Here is a 20,935-nt window from a genome sequence, read left to right as displayed (position 1 = left end):
ATTATTATTCTGCAGCCGGAAGCCAGCGCGGGTCGCCGGTTCTCTTCGACAGCTGTTCGCCTCCGTTGACAGTGAAGTCGCCGTTTGTCGGGTCTGCAAACTGCGGGTTGCTCTTTATTGCAGTGCCGCTCTTGTCGTAGTTCTCTTCATTGTCATAAGTGTCTGTGGCAGCATCCTGCAGATAAGTGTTGTTGGCAAATGTATAAGATGGGTTTGTACTGAAACTTCCACCGATAAAGCGGCGTGCGATGTCAGCAGAGCAGTCTACAAATATACAGTCGGTCATAAGGAACGTTGAGCATGCCTGTCCGCTGAATCCGCTGTAATTGGCTATTTGTCCGCTGCCGGCAATGTTGTAGAATGTGCTGTTCATGAAGTTAACATAGTTCATTGTATATCCGGCACGTGTGCTTCGTCCTGAGTTGTTATACTGGATGAGGTATTTTGCATCGCTTTCTGTGCTTGCCTGCCAGATAGTAGAGTTCTGTATCGTCAGGCTATTGATGAATCCTGACTTGAAGTAGATTATGGCATTGCTGCTTACGCCGCTTGATGCTGTAGATGTCAGTTTCACCACAGTGTTGTCTATGATGCATGTCTCAATACAATATTTCACGTTGTTGTCGTGTATAAACTGGGCGTTCACTCCTTCAAAGTTACAGCTTGTGATATGCAGCGTACCCATTATGTTGTAGTAGTCGCCGCTGCCTGTTGCGCCTTTTATGCTCTCGTCAGGTGTCTCGCTCAGTCCTATTGCCTCGTTTGCAGATGCGCTGCAGTTAAAGTTGAGGCTCTTCAGTTTCAGAGGAGCTGATGTGCGTATTGTTCCTTGTTCACCATAAGTGATTGTAGGTCTCTTCTGGTCGTTTGTACAGCGCAGCTGTATCTTGTTTCCGCCAAAGTCAAGAATATTAGAAACTGTATACTGTCCGCCTTCCTCAAGGTCGTATACGAGTTCCTCTTCGTTGCCTTCAGGTATAGGGTTGTTCTGGAAGTATTCGCAGAGGTCGCTTCCTGAAGGAATTGTTGCAAATGCAACGGCAAAGGTGTTGAAAGTCTTGATTACAGGGTCGCAGCCTGTGTTGTTTCTTTCCTCGTTGCCGAGAACCTCCAGAGACAGTTCGTAGTTGTTGTCCTCAACACGTGCTACGGCGAATGAAGTGCCGTCGTAGACAGAGTCTACCAATACTTCTCCTGCAGTAGTGTTAGTCAGGATGGCATGATAGCCGCCTGCACCATAGACTACCGGCCAGCTGATGGTCTGTTGTGTTCCATCTGCGCTTGCCGTGATTTGGATGTCGTCTGTTGAAGGAGCCTCAAGCTGTGTGTTGTATACACCGCTGTCGAAGCTTTCTTCGTCGAAACCATCCTGCGCACATGAAGCAAAGAGCAGCACGCCTGCCGCAAGCGACATCAGGGCGTATGCCTTTCTTCGTAGTGAAAAATGATTTTTCTTCATAAGAATGTTTTTATTAATGTTATACAATATAATTAAATTTGTTTTTTCAAGTATGTCTTGCCCATGGCATCAGGGCATATTTTCTCCTTTACAATTCTTTGACGGATATAATAGAAAAATGTAACCAAAATATAATAAAAAATAAAAACAAAAGGTTGCATTAAACTATTTGTCGCTTTTGCTCCTGGTGTAAACGGCTGATTTATAACATGATACGTTTCGGATGGTGCATATTTGTCGCATGGCAGACATAGAAAATATATGTTTTTTTTATCCTTCATGTATGAGTTTTGCCGGTTGTGTTTTGATGTCCGCATTAGATATGGCATGCTTCTGTTTGTCCGTTTGCGCCCGTTTGGTGTGTCTGCGGGCATCTCATCAAAAAGAACAGCAGTATGGTGCAGCTGCCGGAGTGGCAAGTCATAAAGAAAAACTGTGATTAGCAGAGTCAGGATTAATCATATCCTCCAAAAGCAAATAATCCTCCTAATGACAGGCGTGCTGTCTTTAGGAAGATTATTTGTGCGTTATGTATAAAAGATGTTTATTGGTTTACGTACGATTCGTACACAATCGTCATCAGGCTTATTTTCTGATGAACTTCTTTCCGTTCTGAATCAGTATGCCCTTTGCATCCTTGCTTACGCGCTGTCCGGCAAGGTTGTATACAGGAGCATCAGCGTCAAATGTGTTGTTTGTTATGTCGTTGATGCCGCTTGTGCCGGCTTTGAATTTAACATCGCTTACACCAATCTGTGCGCTGTGCAGGAACACCATGTAGGTCTGGTCAGCCTTCATAGGTATGTTCAGCCATCCCCAGATTGCCTGGTTGCCGCCTTTTGCACCCCAGATGTACAGGTCGTCACCTTCTGTTCCCTTTGTAGGGATGTCCATGGTGTAAGCCTTTGTGCCGTCTTCGTTTGTCACGCCGTTCTCATATCCGTCCAGAGTATAGTCTACTTTAGGTGTCAGAGCCTTCTGTGTCTCCTTGTCTACAACGAAGAGCTTGCGGTTACCTTTGTTGATCCATACACCGAGTACGAGAGTTCCTTCAGCCTTAGCCTTGAACTCATAGTAGAGTCCTGACACGGGCAGACCCTTGCTTCCGTCCGGCTCGTAGTATTCGTATGCAGGACGGTATGTGCCTGTAGGCTGGCCGTCTGTAATCACTTCTTCTGCCAGAAGCTTAACGTAGGGGTTACCTGTTCCCTGTACGTAAGGAAACTCGATGTCGCCCTGGTTGCCGGTCTTCCATTCTATGGCATTCCATTCTGATACGTTTGCGTCTTTGTCTATTTCTTTAGGAGTAGTGCCGCCTACTGCTGTCATTGTTACATTTGTAAGATCTACGGTAACAACAGATTTGCCGTTCTGAGTGTCGATAACAGCATTCTGGAATTCTTCAGCCATTACTACGTTCTTGTCTGCATCATAAGTTGCAGCAGCATAATAATCCTGAGCGTTTGCGCTCATTGCTGCAAGTGCAACTGCTACTAAAGTAAAAATTTTTTTCATAAGCTAATTTTATTAAGTTAATAGATTTTCTGATGTTTTTCTCTTTAAACGATTACTGATTTGCTTTGTAATCAAAAGCGAAAATGCTATTAACTGAATTTAACTTTCGTGCGTCCCGATTATGCGAAACGCCTTTTGCGAAAATGGGCACAGGCGCTTTAATCCTAATCGGCTATCAGCGTTCAGAAACTAAAAGACGGGCTGAAAGCATGAAGACACAAAACAGATAAAACAATGTGCGGTCTAATGGCCAATTGTGCTTAAATGTCAATAAGCGCAGCTCAAATAACGTAGTGACTATCCGAATCTCGCAAATCATTACCCAATTCATTTCGTCGTTTTTTTATTAGCGCTAAACTGGCGGCCATTGTGATTCGGCAAAATTCTGATACAAAAAACTTATCTTAATAAACTCATCACTCGTCACAATAGCTTTTAATATGCTGATTTACAGATTGTTAAGTTGTGATGAGTTGCTTTGCGTACTCATCACGCAACAGACCGTTCACCTCGGATGTGATGAGTTGGAAATGCAACTCGTCACACTCTAAAGCCTTGACTGCAAGGCCCTTATGCAGCTTTGTGATGAGTGATGAGTTTTTCTTAAAATCTTTTTCATATCTCTGTTCCTTCTTGCGTCGTAACATGCCCATGCAGCTTGTAAAAGCTGTCCTTTTACATCGTAAAACACCACGTTTCATCATCTAAAAGCATACCTTTTCCAATGCCGTTTGCCGTCTTTTATGTCCCAACCAGTAATTAATATTCAGCAATGTTAATGCTTTATGTTATTGGTCAGCCTGTGCTTTTGCCTTATCTTAATAGTCTTTCCGTTCGCTTTTTCGCTGGCATAATGGGCTGTGTCAAGAAAAAACGTACGAAAAGACCAGCAAGGATGGCTGAGAGCATAAATCATCTTGTTTAATTAAAATCTATTTGCCTGACGACGAACTGTGGCCATATAATATAAGGTATATGTATTGCCCGCATACTCTATGCGCCTCGGAACTGCGCCGTAGGATGCGAAGTCACCGATCTTGGATACAATGCGCTGACTGCCTATGTAGATGTGCTTGGTGTAGCGTCCGCCCTGGTTGGCCACGAGATAAGGACTCACGTAGAGTGAGAACTTGGCCGTGTTGGTGCGTCCGCCGGCAAACTCTGAGTTCACATACACCTGCTCGCTCTCACCGCTGGTCTTCACAGTGCGCTCGCCGTCAGCGTCATACCAGTAGTTGGTCACGAATCCGCCGTCGTCGGAGGCCAGCAGGCGGTTCTCCTCGTCCCATTTCAGTTTGCGTTCATGGGCTTTCTCGTCTGTTGTTCCATCTTTCTTCGTGCGTCCCGTGTTGACGTACACGAGGTTTCCGTTCGCGTCATACTCGTAGGCGTGGCTGTTGCGTGTCTTCCGGCTCTCGTCCGGAGTGGTTTCCGTGCGGTAGTTCACGTCACTGACGTTGTCAAGCTGGAATTTCTTTCCATCTTCCTGTCCGTAGGTGTACGTCAGGTCATAGCCCACGTTGAGCGTGCCGTCGAACTGCAGGTTGCCCTGCGTCAGGTGCTGGCTCTTCGAGGTGATGCGGTGCATATTGTCGTAGCCCATTGCCAGCGTGTAACTTGCCGTCTTGCTGTCTGCCCCCGTGTAGGTTCCGGTTGCGCCTGTCAGACGATAGAGTGCGTCGTAGGTGTAGCTGTGGCTCATCTGTCCGCCGGCCTTGCCGCTCTGTGGCAGGGCTGCTCCGTTTGCCACGCTCAGCACGTTGCTCACAGCGTCATACGTGTAGGCGTTGTCCATGATGGTATTTCCTCCGGCATTCACTTTCAGGTTCTGCAGTCTGCGACGCTGCGGGTCGTAGGTGTAGAATGTCTCCGCTCCGTTGCAGTACTTCATGTACGTTCGCTGGCCGAATTTGTCATATCCTATGCGGTTCACATAGTCATATCCGTACGACTTGTATCCGTGTACGTTCGTAAGCTGTCCGCCCAGGTCATACGTGTAGGTCACTTTCTCTTCGTCCGGGTAGATCATCTCCAGCAGTCGGTTGTGGCTGTCGTAGGTCCACTGGGTCACGTAGGTGGCGATGGCCTGGTTAGGCACGATCAGCGTACGTCGGGTCTTGGTCACTTCGCCCATCTTGCCGTAGAAGTATTCTATGGCACCTGTTCCGTCCTCGCGGAGCATCAGCCTGCCGATGCGGTTCTGTGAGGCGTTGCGTCCGCCGTAGTAGTACTTAACGTTGTTCTCAGAGTGGTCGGGATAGTGATAGGGTATGCAACTCTGTTTCATGTCAAAAATAATGGCGTTTAATAGATGACTATTAAGTTCAGAAAATGTCAAAAATCATGTTTCAAAAGAGAATTATTTGTATTTCATTTGATAGTATCTTATCATTATTGATAATTACATGATATAACCAGTTGGCGGAATTGTTTTGTGAGGTACGATCATGCTTACAGTTCCCAATAGTGTTCTTTCAGTATGCAATACATAGCTTTTTGTCTTTTGAAAGACAACCTTTTATGCGGTAAAAGGATGCCTCTTGCAAACTTGCAGGAAGCAAGTGAAAACCGTAAGCAAAATCTTCCGAAAAACAGTAAACCGTAAGTAGCTGTCACAAGGAAGCATCAAGTAATTCCGCCAACGGGTATGATATAGTATTCAATCAAAGAAAAATATCATAAAAATATTTATAATCTTATTAATTAATCAATGTATCGCATTTTATATTAGGTAAAACAATTGTGTCAGGACGATTTTCCATTGTTATAACCTGTTTGTCATTATAATATATCAATATAGCTCTTTTTAGGAAATTAATCAAACAGCTATGGGTATAAATCTCTCTTCCTTTATAATTTGCTATTAAAAAGCTGTCTCTATTGCAATACTTTACATTTAACGTTCCTTTTGGATTCTGCATTTTATTTTTAATAACCGGCATCGCATATATTTTTCTGTGTGACACCTCGCAAAATTCGATTATAATAGAGTCTTTCAGTTCTGCAAGAAAACCGTTATATAAAGGCCCTAATAAAAATCCATGCTTCCTTTCGTCAAAATTAGACAGACGATTTGTTGGAAGTATTACATAACTGTCATACCCTGCTGTAGTTGCATATTGATTGATAATCTGCATAAAATGCTTGTTTCCTAAAAAACTACTCAATTCATCTTCCTTACCTCTTTTATTACAGGCCGAGATGAATATACAAGTAAGCATTAAGAATATTTTATATTTCATTGCAAAATCCTTTTATATAGTTTATTTATAACAGTTTCTATACTTTATAGTTTCCTTGCCCTTTTTATACAAGGACAAGGAAACTTTTATATTTTACACGTCAAGTTGATTATTTGACTAATTTGGGCAATCTTTTAATTATACTGGATAAAGTGGTTGTCCCTTTTAATAAATTTGACAAAGATTTATCGTTTGCGTTTAAGGAAACAGGTAAAGCTGTGGGTTGTTTTTCATTAATTCCATATCCACGAATACCATGAAGTTTGCCATCATGTCCCATCGTAAAGACAGGAAGCGAATTATTATATAAAGAAAATCCCATATCTCCATAGCCGTCCCCAGTATAAAATGAAGCCTCTGCAGGTAAACTTTTATCTTGATGGGTATGAACCTGACCAATGATTGATAAACGTTCATTTCCTTTTGTCAAAGTACGACCGTCTATTATTTCATATCCATATGCTCCGACATAAGAAGTTTCATTGTCATTCTTATAATCTGGTAAAACAAGAACAGACTTATTGGATAAGACAACCCCTGCAACTTCACGTCCATGTATGTTACCATTACGTTTATAATGTTGGTTTGCTTGTTTCCACATCCTATTATAAGCTGCTGTTTCATTTTTAAACCAAATGCTACCGTCTTTACGATAAATTATAGAATTATCTTTGTTCTTTAGAATTTTGCCCATGTAAATTTGATTTTTCTGTAAATCTGTTTGTGCATGAACATTCGGATTATATTGATATGTGCCATCGGTATCTTTATACCAATCATTTCCGTCTATATCAATGTATTTTAGAGGATTGCAATTAGTGTAACAATAAGTGCTTATGCCTGGATATTTTTCCTCCATAGCATCCGTACTCATCCATACGCTCAACCTCGGATCATAGTATCTTGCACCATAGTAATACAATCCAGTCTCCTCATCAAACTCCTTTGCGTTGAAGAGATAAGGCGTATTCCAGATATTGTTCCGCTCTTCAATGAACACTTCGCCGAACGGCACGTACTCTATGTGCTGTACCACTTCACCGTCCAGATTGGTGATGTAGCTGCTGCTGCCCAGATGGTCGGGATGGTAATAGAACTGCAACTTCTCGTATGCGTCGCCTTCCTGGAAGTTGTCTTCCGGTGCGTTGGCCTGGGCGATGGCTGCTTCAATCGTGCCGTCGTCACAGCAGAAGCCCTCGCCGTCCACATAGTCGTCGTTGTCCGTTCCGTTGTACGGCACTCCAAATGTAGCATAATTTTCTTTGATTGCCTGCAGTTGTTGACTATATTTAACATCATAGTCCACATTTACCGCGTCAGCCTCTTTGCCGGCATATTGTATGCGCCTCGGATCTGCGCCGTAGGATGCGAAGTCACCTATCTTTGATACGATGCGCTGTGAGCCTATGTAGATGTGCTTGGTGTAGCGTCCGCCCTGATTTGCCACGAGATAAGGGCTCACGTAGAGTGAGAACTTGGCCGTGTTGGTGCGTCCGCCGGCAAACTCTGAGTTCACATACACCTGCTCGCTCTCGCCGCTGGTCTTCACTGTGCGCTCGCCGTCAGCGTCATACCAGTAGTTGGTCACGAATCCGTCATCGTCAGAGGCCAGCAGACGGTTCTCCTCGTCCCATTTCAGCTTGCGCTCATGGGTTTTCTCGTCTGTCGTTCCGTCTTTCTTCGTGCGTCCCGTGTTGACGTACACGAGGTTTCTCCTTCGCATTGAAGAGGTAAGTCGTATTCCAGATGTTGTTCCGCTTTTCAATGAGCACTTCGCCGTCCACATCGTCATCGTTGTCCCTTCCGTTGTACGGCACTCCAAATATATGAAAAAAAACTGTAATTTTATTCTTTTAAAGCAAAAAAATGTACTTTTATCATAGAGGATTTGCTGTCGTAGCGATGTTATTGCAATATTGGAAAGAAAGTTAGTTTTGTCGTGCTGTCTGTTTATATATAATCAACGTGCCTTCCGTCCATTCCGGTTAATATAAACGAATGGGACGGAAGGCAGGCTGATGCAGAGTGCTGTTTATGCAGTTCCTTAGCTTGCTTTTAAGTCTTATTTCGTGCCGTCGCTTTATTTCGTGCCATAATTCCGGCAATGCTATTGCTGCTGCGCCTGACGTTTTTCGGCTCTGTATTCCTTTGGCGTCATTTCATATTTCTTGCGGAAGCACTTGCCGAAGTAGCCTGCGTCGCGGAAGCCCACAGAGTAGGCTATCTCTGTTATGCTGTCGTCGGTTGTCTCTATGAGGCGTGCAGCCTTGGTCAGCCTTATCTCCTTTACGAGGTCTACCGGGGCAAAGCCCGTCAGACTCTTCAGCTTCTTGAAGAAGGCAGAGCGGCTAAGACCTATCGTGCCGGCTATGGTGTCGATGTTGAAGTCGTTAGAGTTGAGGTTCTCCTCAATAATCTCATGAATCTTGTGTACAAACTCGATGTCCTTCTTCACGAGGTGCTGTTCGTAAGAGTCGTTGGCCGCCTCGGCCGTGCTCTCCACGGTGGTCTGCACCACCATCTTGCGCTGGAAGATGCGCTGCTCCTCGAGCAGCTGGTTTATTCTGGCCATGAGGTGACTGCTGCTGAAGGGCTTTGTTATAAAGGCGTTGGCTCCGCTCTTTATGGATGTCAGCTTGTCTTCCTCGGTGTTCTTTGCCGTGAGCACGATGACGGGTATGTGGCTGATGTTGAAGTCTTGTCTTACGTTGCGCAGCAGCTCCATGCCGTCCATGCCCGGCATCATGAGGTCGGTTATTATTATGTCGGGGTGGTGCTGATAAATCTTCTTCAGTCCTTCTTCGCCGTCGTGCGCCGTAAACACGTTGTATTTGTTGCTTCGCAGCTGCAGCTGCAGCATGCGGCACATGTCGATGTTGTCCTCTATGAGCATTATCGTAGGCAGGTCGTCCTGCGGTTCTTCCGCTTTCTGCTCCTGCGTGTCCTGTTCAGCTTCGGCCTCGTCTGCTGTCTTGCTGCCAGCCGTGTTGTCGTCGAAGTAGACTTCGATGTCTTTCTCGTCGAAGTGTTCGCGGCCAGTAGGCAGTTCTACAGAGAACACCACGCCCTTGCCTCCGTCGATGTTTTCGGCCCATATGCGTCCGTGGTGCATGTTGACATACTCTCTCGACAGCGAAAGGCCGATGCCCGTGCCGGCGTAGGCGTTGTCGTCAGACGTCTTGTTGCTTGCCTGCGAGAAGCGCTCGAATATCACCTCAAGCTGCGACTTTGGTATGCCCACTCCGTCGTCTTCAACCCTTATCGTACACATGTGCCTGTCGTAGTCGTGTTCGAGCGCTATGCATATCTTGCCTCCCTCGCCGGTGTACTTGAAGGCGTTGCTCATCAGGTTGTTGAGCACTATGGCTATCTTTTCGGCGTCGCACCATGCCGTGACGTGTTCTTCAGCCTTGTCGAACACGAAGGCTATGTCGCGCTCTTCGGCATGCATCCTGAACTCCTGCATGAGCTGCTCTATCATGCTGTTGAGGTCGACATACGACACGTGCATCTTCATCTTGCCGTTCTGAATCTTGCGGAAGTCGAGTATCTGGTTTACCAGCTGCAGCATCTTGCGCGCGTTGCGGTCGATGAGGCTAATATACTCCTTGCCCGTAGGGCTCAGCTTCTCGGTGTTCTTCAGTTCCTCTATCGGGCCCTTTATGAGCGACAGCGGCGTGCGCAGCTCATGGCTGACGTTGGTGAAGAAGCGTATCTTCAGTTCGGCCAGACGGTCGTTGATATACACCTCGTTGCGCATCTTTATCATGTACATCACGAGACGCAGCGCACCGTAGAGAGCCAACAGCGCCAGCAGGGTGTATATGGTGTAAGCCCACCATGTGGCCCACCACGGCGGACTGATGATTATCTCGATGACGCGTTCGGGCGAGTTGTTGTCGTTGACCTTAACTCTGAACTTATAGTGGCCCGGCGGTACGTTGGCATACGAGGCTATGCGGTTGGTGCCGCTGTTGTGCCATTCGTCTTCGTATCCGTCGAGTATGTAGGTGTAGGGTATAAGGCTGTTGTCGGCGTAGTAGGGGGCTGAGAACTCAATGGTGAATGTCGACTGGTCGTGGTCGAGCACAATCTTGTCGGCATACTTCAGCGAGCCTTCGAATATCGGCGGATTGAAGTCCCACAGCTCGCGGTTGACCACCTTGAAGTTGGTTATGAAGGTGGGGTATCGGGCGTCGTTGTCGTTTCTTACTGCCTCAGGGTCGAACGACAGCAGGCCCTGGCGGCTGCCTATCAGTATGGTGCCGTTGTGCAGGCATATCGATGTGTTGTCCTCGATGTTCACCTCGGGGAAGCCCGCAAACCTGTCGTAGCTCTTCAGGTAAGACGAGCCCTGCTTCATGCTTGCCAGTCCGTTCTCGGTGCATATCCACAGGCAGTGGCTCTTGTCTTCGACGATAGATGATATGACGTCGCCGCCCTGCTTCTCGTTTATCATGTATGTCTTCAGCACGGGCTGGCGGTTCTTCTCGTCGTAATATTCTATCTTGTTGAGGCCGCTGCCGAATATGCCCATCCAGATATATCCCTTGTGGTCTTTATACATCGTGAAGATGTCGTTGTCGGTTATTCCCGACTTGTGGCTTTCGCGGTAGGTCTCAAACTTTATGTCAGACGGCTTGCTGAACTTTCCGTCGAACGACATCAGTCCGTCTGTTGTGCCCACCCACATGCGTCCGTTGCGGTCTTCGGTTATGGAGCGCACGTCTGTGTATAGCTCGTAGCGCGGATACTGCCTGAACCCGTTGCGCTTGTTTCTGAATATTATTCTGCCGCCGCGTTCTTCTATGAGGTTCAGTCCGCCGTAGAAGGTGCACACCCATATGCGCCCGCGGCTGTCCTGATAGGTGTAATACACGCGGTTGCTGCTCAGCGAGTTGCGGTCGCCCCGCTTGTTGGTATACCGTGTTATGCGCAGTCCCTGTGGCGCCATGGCGTCGGGTGTGGCCTTTATCAGTCCGGCGCCCTTTGTAGAGAACCAGTAGTTGCCCTTCTTGTCTTCCATTATGTGGTAGACTGGGCCTATCTCGTTGCTGCTGAACTTTCGCTTTATGTTCCTGGTCTTCAGGTCCATGCAGAACAGCTCGCCCTTGCGCGTGCCTATCCAGAGGTCGCCGTTGCGTGCCTGATATACGGCGCGTATGCCGTTGTTGTCGCTGTCGTTGTCGGTTATGAGCATCTGCGGGAACATAAACCTGAAGTTGTATCGCGGGAAGCACACCTTGTAGACACCGCTGCTGGTGGACGACAGCCACAGGATGCCGTTTGCGTCGATGTCGATGTCAAAGAAGTGAGGCTCCGACGTGTAGTTGCTGAAGTCTTTCTGCCGGTTGATGTTCTGCACCATCCTTGTCTGATGGTTGTAGCGCCACACCTCGCCGTTGCGCATCAGTATGAACAGGCCGTTGGCGCCTGTGTCTCTGAACTTCATCTCTGCAAACAGGCTGTCTGTGGGCATGGTGAAAGTCTGCGACGTGGCTGTCTTGGGGTCGTGGCATATAAGCAGGCCCCTGCCGGAGCACAGCCACAGCTTGTTATATTTGTCGGTGAACGACTGCGTGATGCCCGATGCCTGCGATGTTATGAGCCTCGGTGCCGAGCCTCTGGCAAAGGAGTAGAGCCCGTCTTTCGTGGTGAAGTACACCTTGCCGTCGATGATGTTTATGCTCGACACGGCCGACTGCATCCCCTTGAAGGCATATTGGTCGGTGTGACCGTTGGCGGTGTTGATGATATACAGGATGCCGCGTGCAGTTCCGATGCACAGATACTGCTTCTTTTTCTTGAAGCATGTTATGTCTCTGTCCTTTATCCTGCCCAGCAGCGGGGCGCTGTTTTTCTTCGTAACGATGTTGAGCACCAGACTCCTGCTTATCCAGTAGACATAGCGGCTGTTTTCGCCCAGGATGTTGGTCTTCAGTTTCATTGTGGCTGGGTCGATGTGGCGCCGCGAGTCGAATATCTTTCTCACCTCAATCTTCTTCTCCTCGTTGACGTATGCCTCAAACACGTCCTTGTTGCGCGTCAGCAGCATTATGTGGCCGTTGTCCATGGCCTGTATCTTTATCACCTGCACGTTGCGCGACTGCTTTTTCAGCTCGTTGTATATGTCGTGGTAGGTTTCGTCATACTTGTTGAACATATACAGATGGTTGTCCGTGTTGCGTATCCACAGATATCCGTTCTTGTCGCCAATGATGTTGCGCACCTTGCGCGGCGGCATGTCCGACCTGTGGTTGGTGCGTGTTATGAAGGGCGTGAACGTAGTGCCGTCGAACGAGCACAGGCCGTGCCATGTGCCGAACCACACAAAGCCGTCGCCGTCTTTCTGCGCGCAGTACACTGTGTTGCTTGGCAGTCCGCTCTCCTTGGTGTAGTGCTCCACTATCATGTCGGGCTGGGCCGCGGCGACAGCGGGTAATAACGTTATCAGCAATATAAGGCGCAACAGGGATTTCATCTTTATATGGTGTTAATTTTTTTGATTCTGTAAGTTGTTTAGAGATTAACAAAATGTAAGGTGATAGTCAGCCGGCGCCGTGATGCAGGCATCTGTGTCCAATGGCGTCAGACTGCCGTATATAGCTCGTATAAACTTGTCTTGCAAAGATAATAACAAAAAAACATCTGTGCAAGAATTAAGTGATGAAAATGTCTGTGTGTCAGATTATTGGTGAGCGGCGTAAATTCTGTGGCTATTGTTTTTCAGTCTTGTCGTGCCGGTTCTGTTTGCCTGTTCTGCAGCGGCCCCACGGCTCCGTCTGCCTCATGTCATTCCGGCTTATTTCTGCTGTCATGCCCGCGGCATGTTGGCATTCAGCATCAGTTGCAGGCAGCGTATAGGTATCCGTAGGGAATCTTTGAGTTTCTTTTCACAGAAGCTCTTTTGATGAGTTATATCCTACATGTTGTTATATCAGTCCATAAGGAATTTAATTCCCAATTAGTTGGAAAGCCCATTGCAGATACATCAATAGAAGGATATTTATTAAGCAATGCCTTAAAACGGGCAGGAAAAGTAGTATTGGGATTTACTGTTTGTAAGAAGTACAGTATGATTGAAAGCACGTAATATACTTTCTTGGTATCACTCGGGATTGGAATAAAAGTTAGATTGGTGCGTCTTGGCACTATGGCATTGATGCTAAGTCTGCGATTCCATAAACGGCTATGATGTGCACAGATATTGCGAACATAGACGATGGAGTGCAGCCATGATTCCATTACAGTATCTGACAGGCCATAGAACTTTGCCACCTGACGTCTCGACAGACCGGCATTGAGCCATCTGTACATCATGGAGAGTGTACCAAATGAGCTGACTTCAAAGGTCATCCAACTCGGAGGAAATTTGTTAGAATAGTTCTGTTGAAAGGCAACAATGGCATCATCATCACTGCGGTGAAGTTCTTCATCCAAACTTTTCAGTAAGGAAGAATGACGGTTCGCATTACGGAAATTCGCAGAATCCTCAAACCAATATATACCGGCTGCATCACTCATAATCAATGACAACTGCGTCCGAACAGACACCTCTATCTTCTCCAGTTCCGAGCAAACCATCTTCCTAAGTTCAGAATCGAACTTGTAAATATTGTATGCTTCCTCAAAAGTAGAGCCGATTTTAAACTGATGACTTTCGTGCTGTCTGAATGGTTTGAGATAGCTTTTCATCCTAAACATACTGATATTCTGCAACAAATGAAATGCACGCTTTTCGTCTTTGAAAGACAGACCTTCTGATTTTAATAGCTGAATCTGCTCACTTACCGAAATCTGTGGTTGGTTATATATTTGCTTCGACATATCTTTAATAAAAAAACTTACCCTGAGCGCGCTGTTCTAGTGGGAAGCGGGGTAAGTATGTTGATGCAAAAATACTATATTTTCCTTATTCTCACAATTTTTCCCAAAAAATCTGATAAATAATTTGATAAATAATACATCAGTTCTATATTCTGCCATCTTAATCGACATTCTATAACAACTTATGTAAAAACATTAGATTGGCATCAGCAATTTATATTACTTTTTCCCTTGTGTTTTGGAATGAAATGGTTAGAATAAATTCGGCTTCTCAAGAGAACAAATTAAGCCTAAATATCTACTTTTTAAATCTAGTTTTAAAACAGTAAATCGAGATGAATTTTAGCGGGATTTACTCGCCTCTATTTTATTGCCTGTTGAGAACTTGGCAGACAGAAAACTTTTTGATTTTGACGCTCTCAGAATGGCCTCCGTCAGCGCAGACACGGCTTTCGGACGAAAAACGCTGAAATTTCGTAATTTTGTTAAGTTGTTGATATAGTGTGATTTATGCCGATAGAGATGTCGGGGCGTGAATGTTAAAAAATATAACTCGGCCACTTACGGGTGAAAAACAATAGGTTTTCAACTCGTAAGTCATTGACTTGTGCCTCTAAAAAGCCTGATTAAGGGCATAAAAACCATTGGTCTGGGGGTGTCAGACGGCGTTAATTGTAAATCAAAGTTAAATCCCGAAGGCTTGAATGTCTGTTTCTTTAACATCCGTTATAAGTCCGTTTTCTATTTTAAAGAAAACTCTGTACATGAAAAATGTAAAGACTTTTCTTTCGTGGAGCTGGCGTTTCAGCTCCGTTTCGCTGTCATCAGTCTGGCTTGTGCAGACGAAATGCCCCGCTACACATGCACCATTGCCGCATGGCTGTTGCGGCAGATGCTGTGTGTAGCGGGGCAGGGCATGGTTGCGGCCGATAATTGCAGCCGTTAGTGTCAGTTGAATATCTTGACGCCTATGAACAGCGTGCGCGGCTGAGTGGGGCCATAGAAATATTTTGAGTCGCGGTCGGCACCCTTGTCAAGGTCCTTCTGAAAGGCGTTGAATATGTTGTTCACGCCGCCGTTGAACTGCAGTTTCAGATGGTCGTTCAACACGAAGGTGTAGTTGAGCTTCAGGTTCAGGTCCATGAAGTCGGGCGTCTTCTCCATTCTGTCTTTCTCTATGTATCCCGCAAAGTGGGGCACGAGCATGCTGCCCGTGTAGACACCCGACACAGAGAAGTCGAAGTTTTTGAGCGGAGCCGACGTGAAGGTGAAGTAGCCGTAGCAGTCGGGCGTGCGCGTCATGCGCTTTGTAGGCGCCACGTCGGGGTCGCTGCTCCATGCCAGCGCCTCGGTGTAGCGGCTCTGCTGCACGGTGAAGCCCAGCTGCAGCTGCGCCTCCTTGCCGTGGGCTATCTTATAGTCGATGTTGGCTCCGTAGACTCTTGCCCCGTGGCCGTTGCGGCGCTCCTGTATCTTGGTGCCCGTGGTCTCGTCGAATCCTGTCTCTTCGAGATAGAAAACGTCGTTGAGCATGGTGTAGAAACCCTCTATGAGCAGGTTAGAGCTGAAGTGTCCCAGATTGAAAGCCCAGTCAACCGAGCCGCTGAAGCTGTTTGAGCGTTCGGGTTTCAGTCCGTCTGCCAGCTTTATCATCATCGCCTCGCCGCCCACGGCAGCCACGTGCAGGTCTTCGTCGTAAGCCTGCGGCGCCCTGAATCCGGTAGACCATGTCAGTCGGCCCTGCAGCCTGTCGGTGGGTTTCCACAGCAGGTTGACGCGCGGACTGAATATCACGTTGTCCACGAGGTTGTGCTTGTCGAGCCTGAATCCGGCAAGCAGCGTCAGGTATCTCATCTTCCATTCGTTCTGCAGGTACGCCCCGGCAATCCTCACATACTGTTTCAGGTCGCGGCCGTAGCCCGTCATGACGTCGTGAAGCCCGTTAAACTGGTATTCAAAGCCTCCCGTCAGCGTGGCAGGCGCGAACAGCATGCGGTCGAAGTTGCCCGAGTACATGGCTCCGCCCACGGCCGTAAGGTCGTCGGTAGTGCCGTAGGCGTTGGCGTCCATGCCCGCGCCGTAGTAGCTGTCGCGGTCGGTGTGCTGCACCGAGCCGTACACGGACAGCTTGTGCTTGTATTCGTTCATGAATATGTCGTAGGTCAGTCCGCCGCTGTTTATCACGTGGCGCGTCTGCTCGGTTATGTCGGTTTCGTGCGGCTGCAGGTCAAACTTGTTGCCTCCGCGGCGGAATTCGTTGGTGGTGTGATACTCTATGCTCAGGCGACTGAACTGCGTGGGGCGGTAATATCCCCTCAGTCCGAAGGTGTTCATGTTGAGCTTGCCCAGCTCGGAGAAGCCGTCGCCGTCGGCATCATAAGGGTTGCGGTTTCTGTAAGCCTGATAGAATGCCACGCCGTAGGTGCGGTCCTTGGACACGAGCGAGGCGTTTGCGCCGAAATACTGCTCCCATGTCTTGCCGCCGAGGTTCGACATCGTAGAGTTTACCTGAAACGAGTTGTTTATAGGGTCCTTGGTTATGATGTTGATGGTGCCGCCCACGGCGTTGGCGCCAAACAGCGCCGAGCCTCCGCCGCGCACCACCTCTACGCGCTCGATCATGCTTACGGGTATCTGTTCCAGCCCGTACACGCCCGACAGCGCACTCATCACGGGGCGGCTGTTTATGAGCAGCTGCGAGTAAGGACCCTCAAGACCGTTGATCCTAACCTGCGGAAAGCCGCAGTTCTGGCAGTTGTTCTCCACGCGCAGTCCTGACTGGTAGCTGAGCGACTTGGCAAGGTCGGTAGAGTTGACCGTCTCAAACAGCTTGCTGTTCATCACGTTCACCACCACCGGAGCCACCCTTCTGTTGGTCTCGTTTCTGTTGGCCGAGACAACCACCTCGTCCATCATGATGTCCTCTTTCTCCATCACGAAGTGCAGGTCTACGGTATATTCGTTGCTCACCACAACGGTCTTGGTCTGCGAGGCATAGCCCATGAGCTGCACCTTCAGCGTGTATTTGCCTGCCGGCACATCCTTCAGGCGGAAGTGGCCGTCGTCGCCCGTAACGGTGCCCATGCCGTTTTCCACAATAAGCACCGTGGCGTAGGCCAGGTTTTCCTCTGTTCCTTTCTCAATGACGTGTCCTGTTATGATGTTGCCCTCTTTCACCGTACTTGGTTCAACGGGATGGGCCATCCCTGCCAGCGAGCACAGCAGGCCCGCCAGAAAAAGTAATATTAGTTTCTTCATTTATTTCTTAAAAAATGCGTAATATCCGGCCATGACGGCACGGCATGCCTGCGTCGTCACAGCATAAATAATAATGTTGAGATAAACCCTGATCGGTCATCGGGCCGTTTGGAGGTTATTAATGCCATAGGATATAACCTTACCGGCCGTATTTTCGCTTTCTTGTTGCCGTCATGCCGTCTGCTTTTTCGCAGGCATAGTTCACCATGCCGGCAAAAAGTCATACGTCAGTCAGCCCAATGCAAAACAAAAATCCAACCGAATGCCAACGGCCGATTTCGGGATAAAATGATTTATGAAAATGAAGAAACGGGGGGCGCGCGCAGATATATGCCCGAATTGTAGTCGGGCGTGGCGTGTGCCACTGCATATTCGCTGTAGCTTGTGTGAATAAACTTCACGTCGGGCGCCTCAATCTTGGCTGCAGGTCCGGCTTCGAGCGAATTAAAATGTGTGAGGTGATGCAGCACGAGCGTCTGCCCCGTAGGGTGGCTGTGCTTGTCTTTAAAGGGATGTGAGTGAACCACCATCACGCCGTTGACCACATGCACGTGGGCATACACCGAGATTATGGCATAATAAGCCATAAACACGGTAAGCAGCATGGCAGCGCATGCTCTTGTCAGCGTTCGTGAGCGTTGTGTCATATCCGGCGGCAAAGATACATATAAATTATGAAATAAAAAGATAAACGCAAAGAAATAAGAATTAATCTGCTGTCGGAATCGGAAAAGGTATTGTTTTTCTCTATGGCCTATATATTTTTTCAGATTAACGGGCGGCAATACAAATAATTTTATATATTTGCAGACATGATGTCGGCTGGCAACAATCGTAACATACTCAGGCCGATGCCTTAAATAAAATATGGAGAACTTATAAAAACTTATAAATTATGATGGAAACAATGCCAAAACCATTTGTCGCCATAACATATTACGTGTTATACATTCTTGGCGTATTGATACTTGTACCGGCCATTGTTTATGTTGCCGGCTGGATTTTTGAGAATTACGTACTCAACAACAACATGCCGATAGAGGATGTCATGCAGTTGGGCAGTATGGACAGCGCCACGCTGATTCTGAGCAATCTGTTTATCGCCGCACTCTTTATAAAGAGAAAATATGTGAAGCTGCCGTCTTTTGGTCAGCATGGCTCAGATAACTCTCCGGCATCAGTCTATCTGATGGCAATGCTGATGATGTTGGTTTCAATATTGCCGCTCAACCTTTTTGTTTCGGCCCTAAACCTTAACGACTATAGCGAAGCCGTTGCAGCTGACGGACAGCTCTCTTTTGCAAGTATAATAGGCATCAGCATACTGGCTCCGCTGGCAGAAGAGATAGTGTTTCGCGGAGGTATAGAGGAAAAACTGCTCCAATGGAAGACAAATCCGTGGATAGGTATTCTGATTTCCGCCTTTATGTTCTCAATACTGCATTTCTATCCAAGCCTGATTATCGGCACGTTCATAAGCGGAATACTTATAGGCTGGGTTTATTATAAAACGCGCAACGTCATGGTGTGCTTCGGCATGCACCTGGTAAACAATTCTGCATCATGCGTCATAGATTATATAAGCCCCGGCAGCAGTTTCTATGCCGACATAATGAATCAGACCAGATTCATCATTATCGCCATATTCTGCCTGCTGATATTGGTTGCCTTAATTAATAGATTCAGAAGGATTTCATAAAAAGTTTTTGGGCGGAAACACACCGCTTTTGCTTGATTTTTTGATGTTACAAATATAATGACAGTTTGATAACGCAATATAATGACAGGTGATATTCTTTTAATGTGAATATAATATGAAAAACAAAATAATTCTGTTGTTGTTTGGTATGTTTGCGTTTGTGGCAGATGTCGTGGCTGCAGATACATCACGATATGTGGAGTTTGCCCGCACGTATGGCATAGTCCGTTACTTTTCGCCCAATCCATATACACAAGACTGGTCGGAAAGCGACTGGATGAAAGTGTGTGCGCTGCTTGCAGACAGGGCGGAGACGCAATCCCTAGAGACATTGTTCAAGCCGCTTGCCCCTACAATGTCGTTCACTGCCGTGCCTGTTTCGTCCTCGGGTGAAAATGACACATGCTCAGGTGGCCGTGCCATGTATTACAGCTATAGCGGTTCGGGCGAGCTCAATGTTCCTTTTCTTGCCAAGCTGCTTATGCCCGGACTTGCCGACTATATACCATATTACAAAAAACTCTCAACGATTTCCGGCAGCACTGATACGGCAGCCGTGCCTTTGGCTTGCAGATATTACTCTTGTCCTGTTGGCAAAGGGAAATACCTTAACGTACAGCATGCGCTGCCCGAAGAAAAGTTTGACGGCAAGGCAACACGCCGTTTGCTTGCAGACGCAAAGGACTATTGGAAGAATCATCAGATTGACGATAAGGCTTTGTCAAAAAGAAGGCGATTCATTTTCGGACTGCTGTCGGACAAGGCGGTGAGAGTGGCTGATATAACAGTACGCTGGAATATAGTAAGACATTTTTATCCGTATTACGAAGAAGACAGTCTCGATTGGGACAACCAGTTGGAAAGATATCTGCAAAAAGCCGTTCAAATGGCAGGCGTAAATTCTTTTGAGTCGCTTGTGGAATGGTATGATACGCTTTGCCGCTTTATGAATCCGGTGAAGGACGGGCATATGTTTGTGCGTAGAGATATGAATGTTTCAGGTATCATGTCAACATATCTGCCCGAATTTTACGCTGAAGCCGAGACAAAAGCGGTGAACGACACGCTGCTTGTAATGATAGGGACAGACGGCAAGCAACCGTGGCGCATACTCAATGCCGTAAACGGTCAACAGGCATCTGAGCGTTTGCAGTATTGCAGACAGATAACCAATGCCGCCACAGAAGCCCATCGCGACAAGATGGCTGTGGAAAAGATGCTGTCTTCAGCCGAATACGGCACGCCTTTTGTTATTCAGACTGTCAATGCTTCGGGACAGGCATATGAGGACACTCTATATGCACGGAGCCAGAATATTCCGAAGATGGAGAAGGAAAAACAGCCTATAAGGAAATTAGAGAACGGAATACTGTATGTCAACGCCACTTCACGCGAGCTGAACGAGAAACTTTTTATGTCGGCATTGACGCCCGATGTCAGAGGGTTGTGTTTCGACCTGCGCGGACTTCCCACTTATCAGTTTGAAGATATTCTGGCTCATCTGATTGCATCCGACGTAACGGCTCCGGCCACTGAAGTTCCGATAAACAATTTTCCATATCAGCAAAATGTTACATGGCGTGTAAATAGCGAAACGCTAAAGGCTAAACAGCCGCATATAGCCCTGCCTGCAACATTCTTGTGCGATGGAGCAACTGTAAGCTGGGGAGAGACAATATTGATGATGGTGCGTAATTATAAGTTGGGGAAGATTGTTGGGCAGGCCACTGCCGGCACAACGGGTGACATGACGATGTTTGGATTGCCCCTGTTTCCTTTCTCAATGACAGGGATGCTCATGCGCTGCATGGACGGTGAACAGCATCACGCAAGAGGCATTAAGCCCGACATCACAATTCCCGTTTATGCCACAGACTATATGAATGGCTACGACAGAATTTTAAACGTGGCACTGAAAATGGACGAATGAAGAGG

The 20,935-nt window shown here is 47.2% G+C and carries 10 protein-coding genes and 2 pseudogenes; 2 read left to right on the top strand and 10 right to left on the bottom strand.

The features are described from left to right. Positions 1-4: 4 nt before the first annotated feature. The 10 genes and pseudogenes from EJL04_RS07955 to EJL04_RS07910 form a co-directional block, all read right to left on the bottom strand. Positions 5-1,459, bottom strand: a complete 1,455-nt coding sequence (locus EJL04_RS07955) for a DUF4992 family lipoprotein (protein WP_125104625.1) — start codon at positions 1,457-1,459, stop codon at positions 5-7. Positions 1,460-2,044: 585 nt separating this feature from the next. After that, on the bottom strand, positions 2,045-2,974 hold the full coding sequence (locus EJL04_RS07950) for a hypothetical protein (RefSeq protein ID WP_125104624.1): 930 nt from the start codon (positions 2,972-2,974) through the stop codon (positions 2,045-2,047). 458 nt (positions 2,975-3,432) lie between these two features. Continuing rightward, positions 3,433-3,621: a hypothetical protein gene (locus EJL04_RS07945; RefSeq protein WP_125104623.1), complete on the bottom strand. Its 189-nt coding sequence runs from the start codon at positions 3,619-3,621 to the stop codon at positions 3,433-3,435. A 332-nt stretch (positions 3,622-3,953) separates the two neighbouring features. Then, a pseudogene (locus tag EJL04_RS16600) lies at positions 3,954-4,865 on the bottom strand (RHS repeat-associated core domain-containing protein); the annotation flags it as partial. Positions 4,866-5,673: 808 nt separating this feature from the next. Beyond that, complete coding sequence (locus EJL04_RS07935) at positions 5,674-6,216, bottom strand: hypothetical protein (protein ID WP_125104622.1); 543 nt, start codon at positions 6,214-6,216, stop codon at positions 5,674-5,676. Positions 6,217-6,325: 109 nt separating this feature from the next. Further along, positions 6,326-7,927 (bottom strand): annotated as a pseudogene (locus tag EJL04_RS07930) (RHS repeat domain-containing protein); the annotation flags it as partial. A 396-nt stretch (positions 7,928-8,323) separates the two neighbouring features. After that, a complete protein-coding gene (locus EJL04_RS07925; RefSeq protein WP_125104620.1) occupies positions 8,324-12,697 on the bottom strand; it encodes a two-component regulator propeller domain-containing protein in 4,374 nt (1,457 codons plus the stop codon). Between the two features lie 434 nt (positions 12,698-13,131). Next, positions 13,132-14,043 (bottom strand): Abi family protein, encoded by a 912-nt coding sequence (locus EJL04_RS07920; RefSeq protein ID WP_021853789.1) that lies wholly within the window; start codon positions 14,041-14,043, stop codon positions 13,132-13,134. Positions 14,044-14,991: 948 nt separating this feature from the next. Further along, a complete protein-coding gene (locus tag EJL04_RS07915) occupies positions 14,992-17,301 on the bottom strand; it encodes a TonB-dependent receptor (RefSeq protein WP_125104619.1) in 2,310 nt (769 codons plus the stop codon). A 293-nt stretch (positions 17,302-17,594) separates the two neighbouring features. Beyond that, a complete protein-coding gene (locus EJL04_RS07910; protein ID WP_125104618.1) occupies positions 17,595-17,948 on the bottom strand; it encodes a hypothetical protein in 354 nt (117 codons plus the stop codon). Positions 17,949-18,196: 248 nt separating this feature from the next. Between EJL04_RS07910 and EJL04_RS07905 the strand changes: the two genes are divergently transcribed. Together EJL04_RS07905 and EJL04_RS07900 are read left to right on the top strand one after the other, a co-directional pair. Continuing rightward, positions 18,197-19,000 (top strand): CPBP family intramembrane glutamic endopeptidase, encoded by an 804-nt coding sequence (locus EJL04_RS07905; protein ID WP_125104617.1) that lies wholly within the window; start codon positions 18,197-18,199, stop codon positions 18,998-19,000. Between the two features lie 115 nt (positions 19,001-19,115). Beyond that, a complete protein-coding gene (locus EJL04_RS07900; RefSeq protein ID WP_125104616.1) occupies positions 19,116-20,930 on the top strand; it encodes a S41 family peptidase in 1,815 nt (604 codons plus the stop codon). The last annotated feature ends 5 nt before the right edge of the window (positions 20,931-20,935 follow it).

It is taken from the genome of Prevotella marseillensis (genome assembly GCF_900625065.1).
GTDB lineage: Bacteria > Bacteroidota > Bacteroidia > Bacteroidales > Bacteroidaceae > Prevotella > Prevotella rara.
This window is presented reverse-complemented; position numbering and strand designations above follow the sequence as displayed.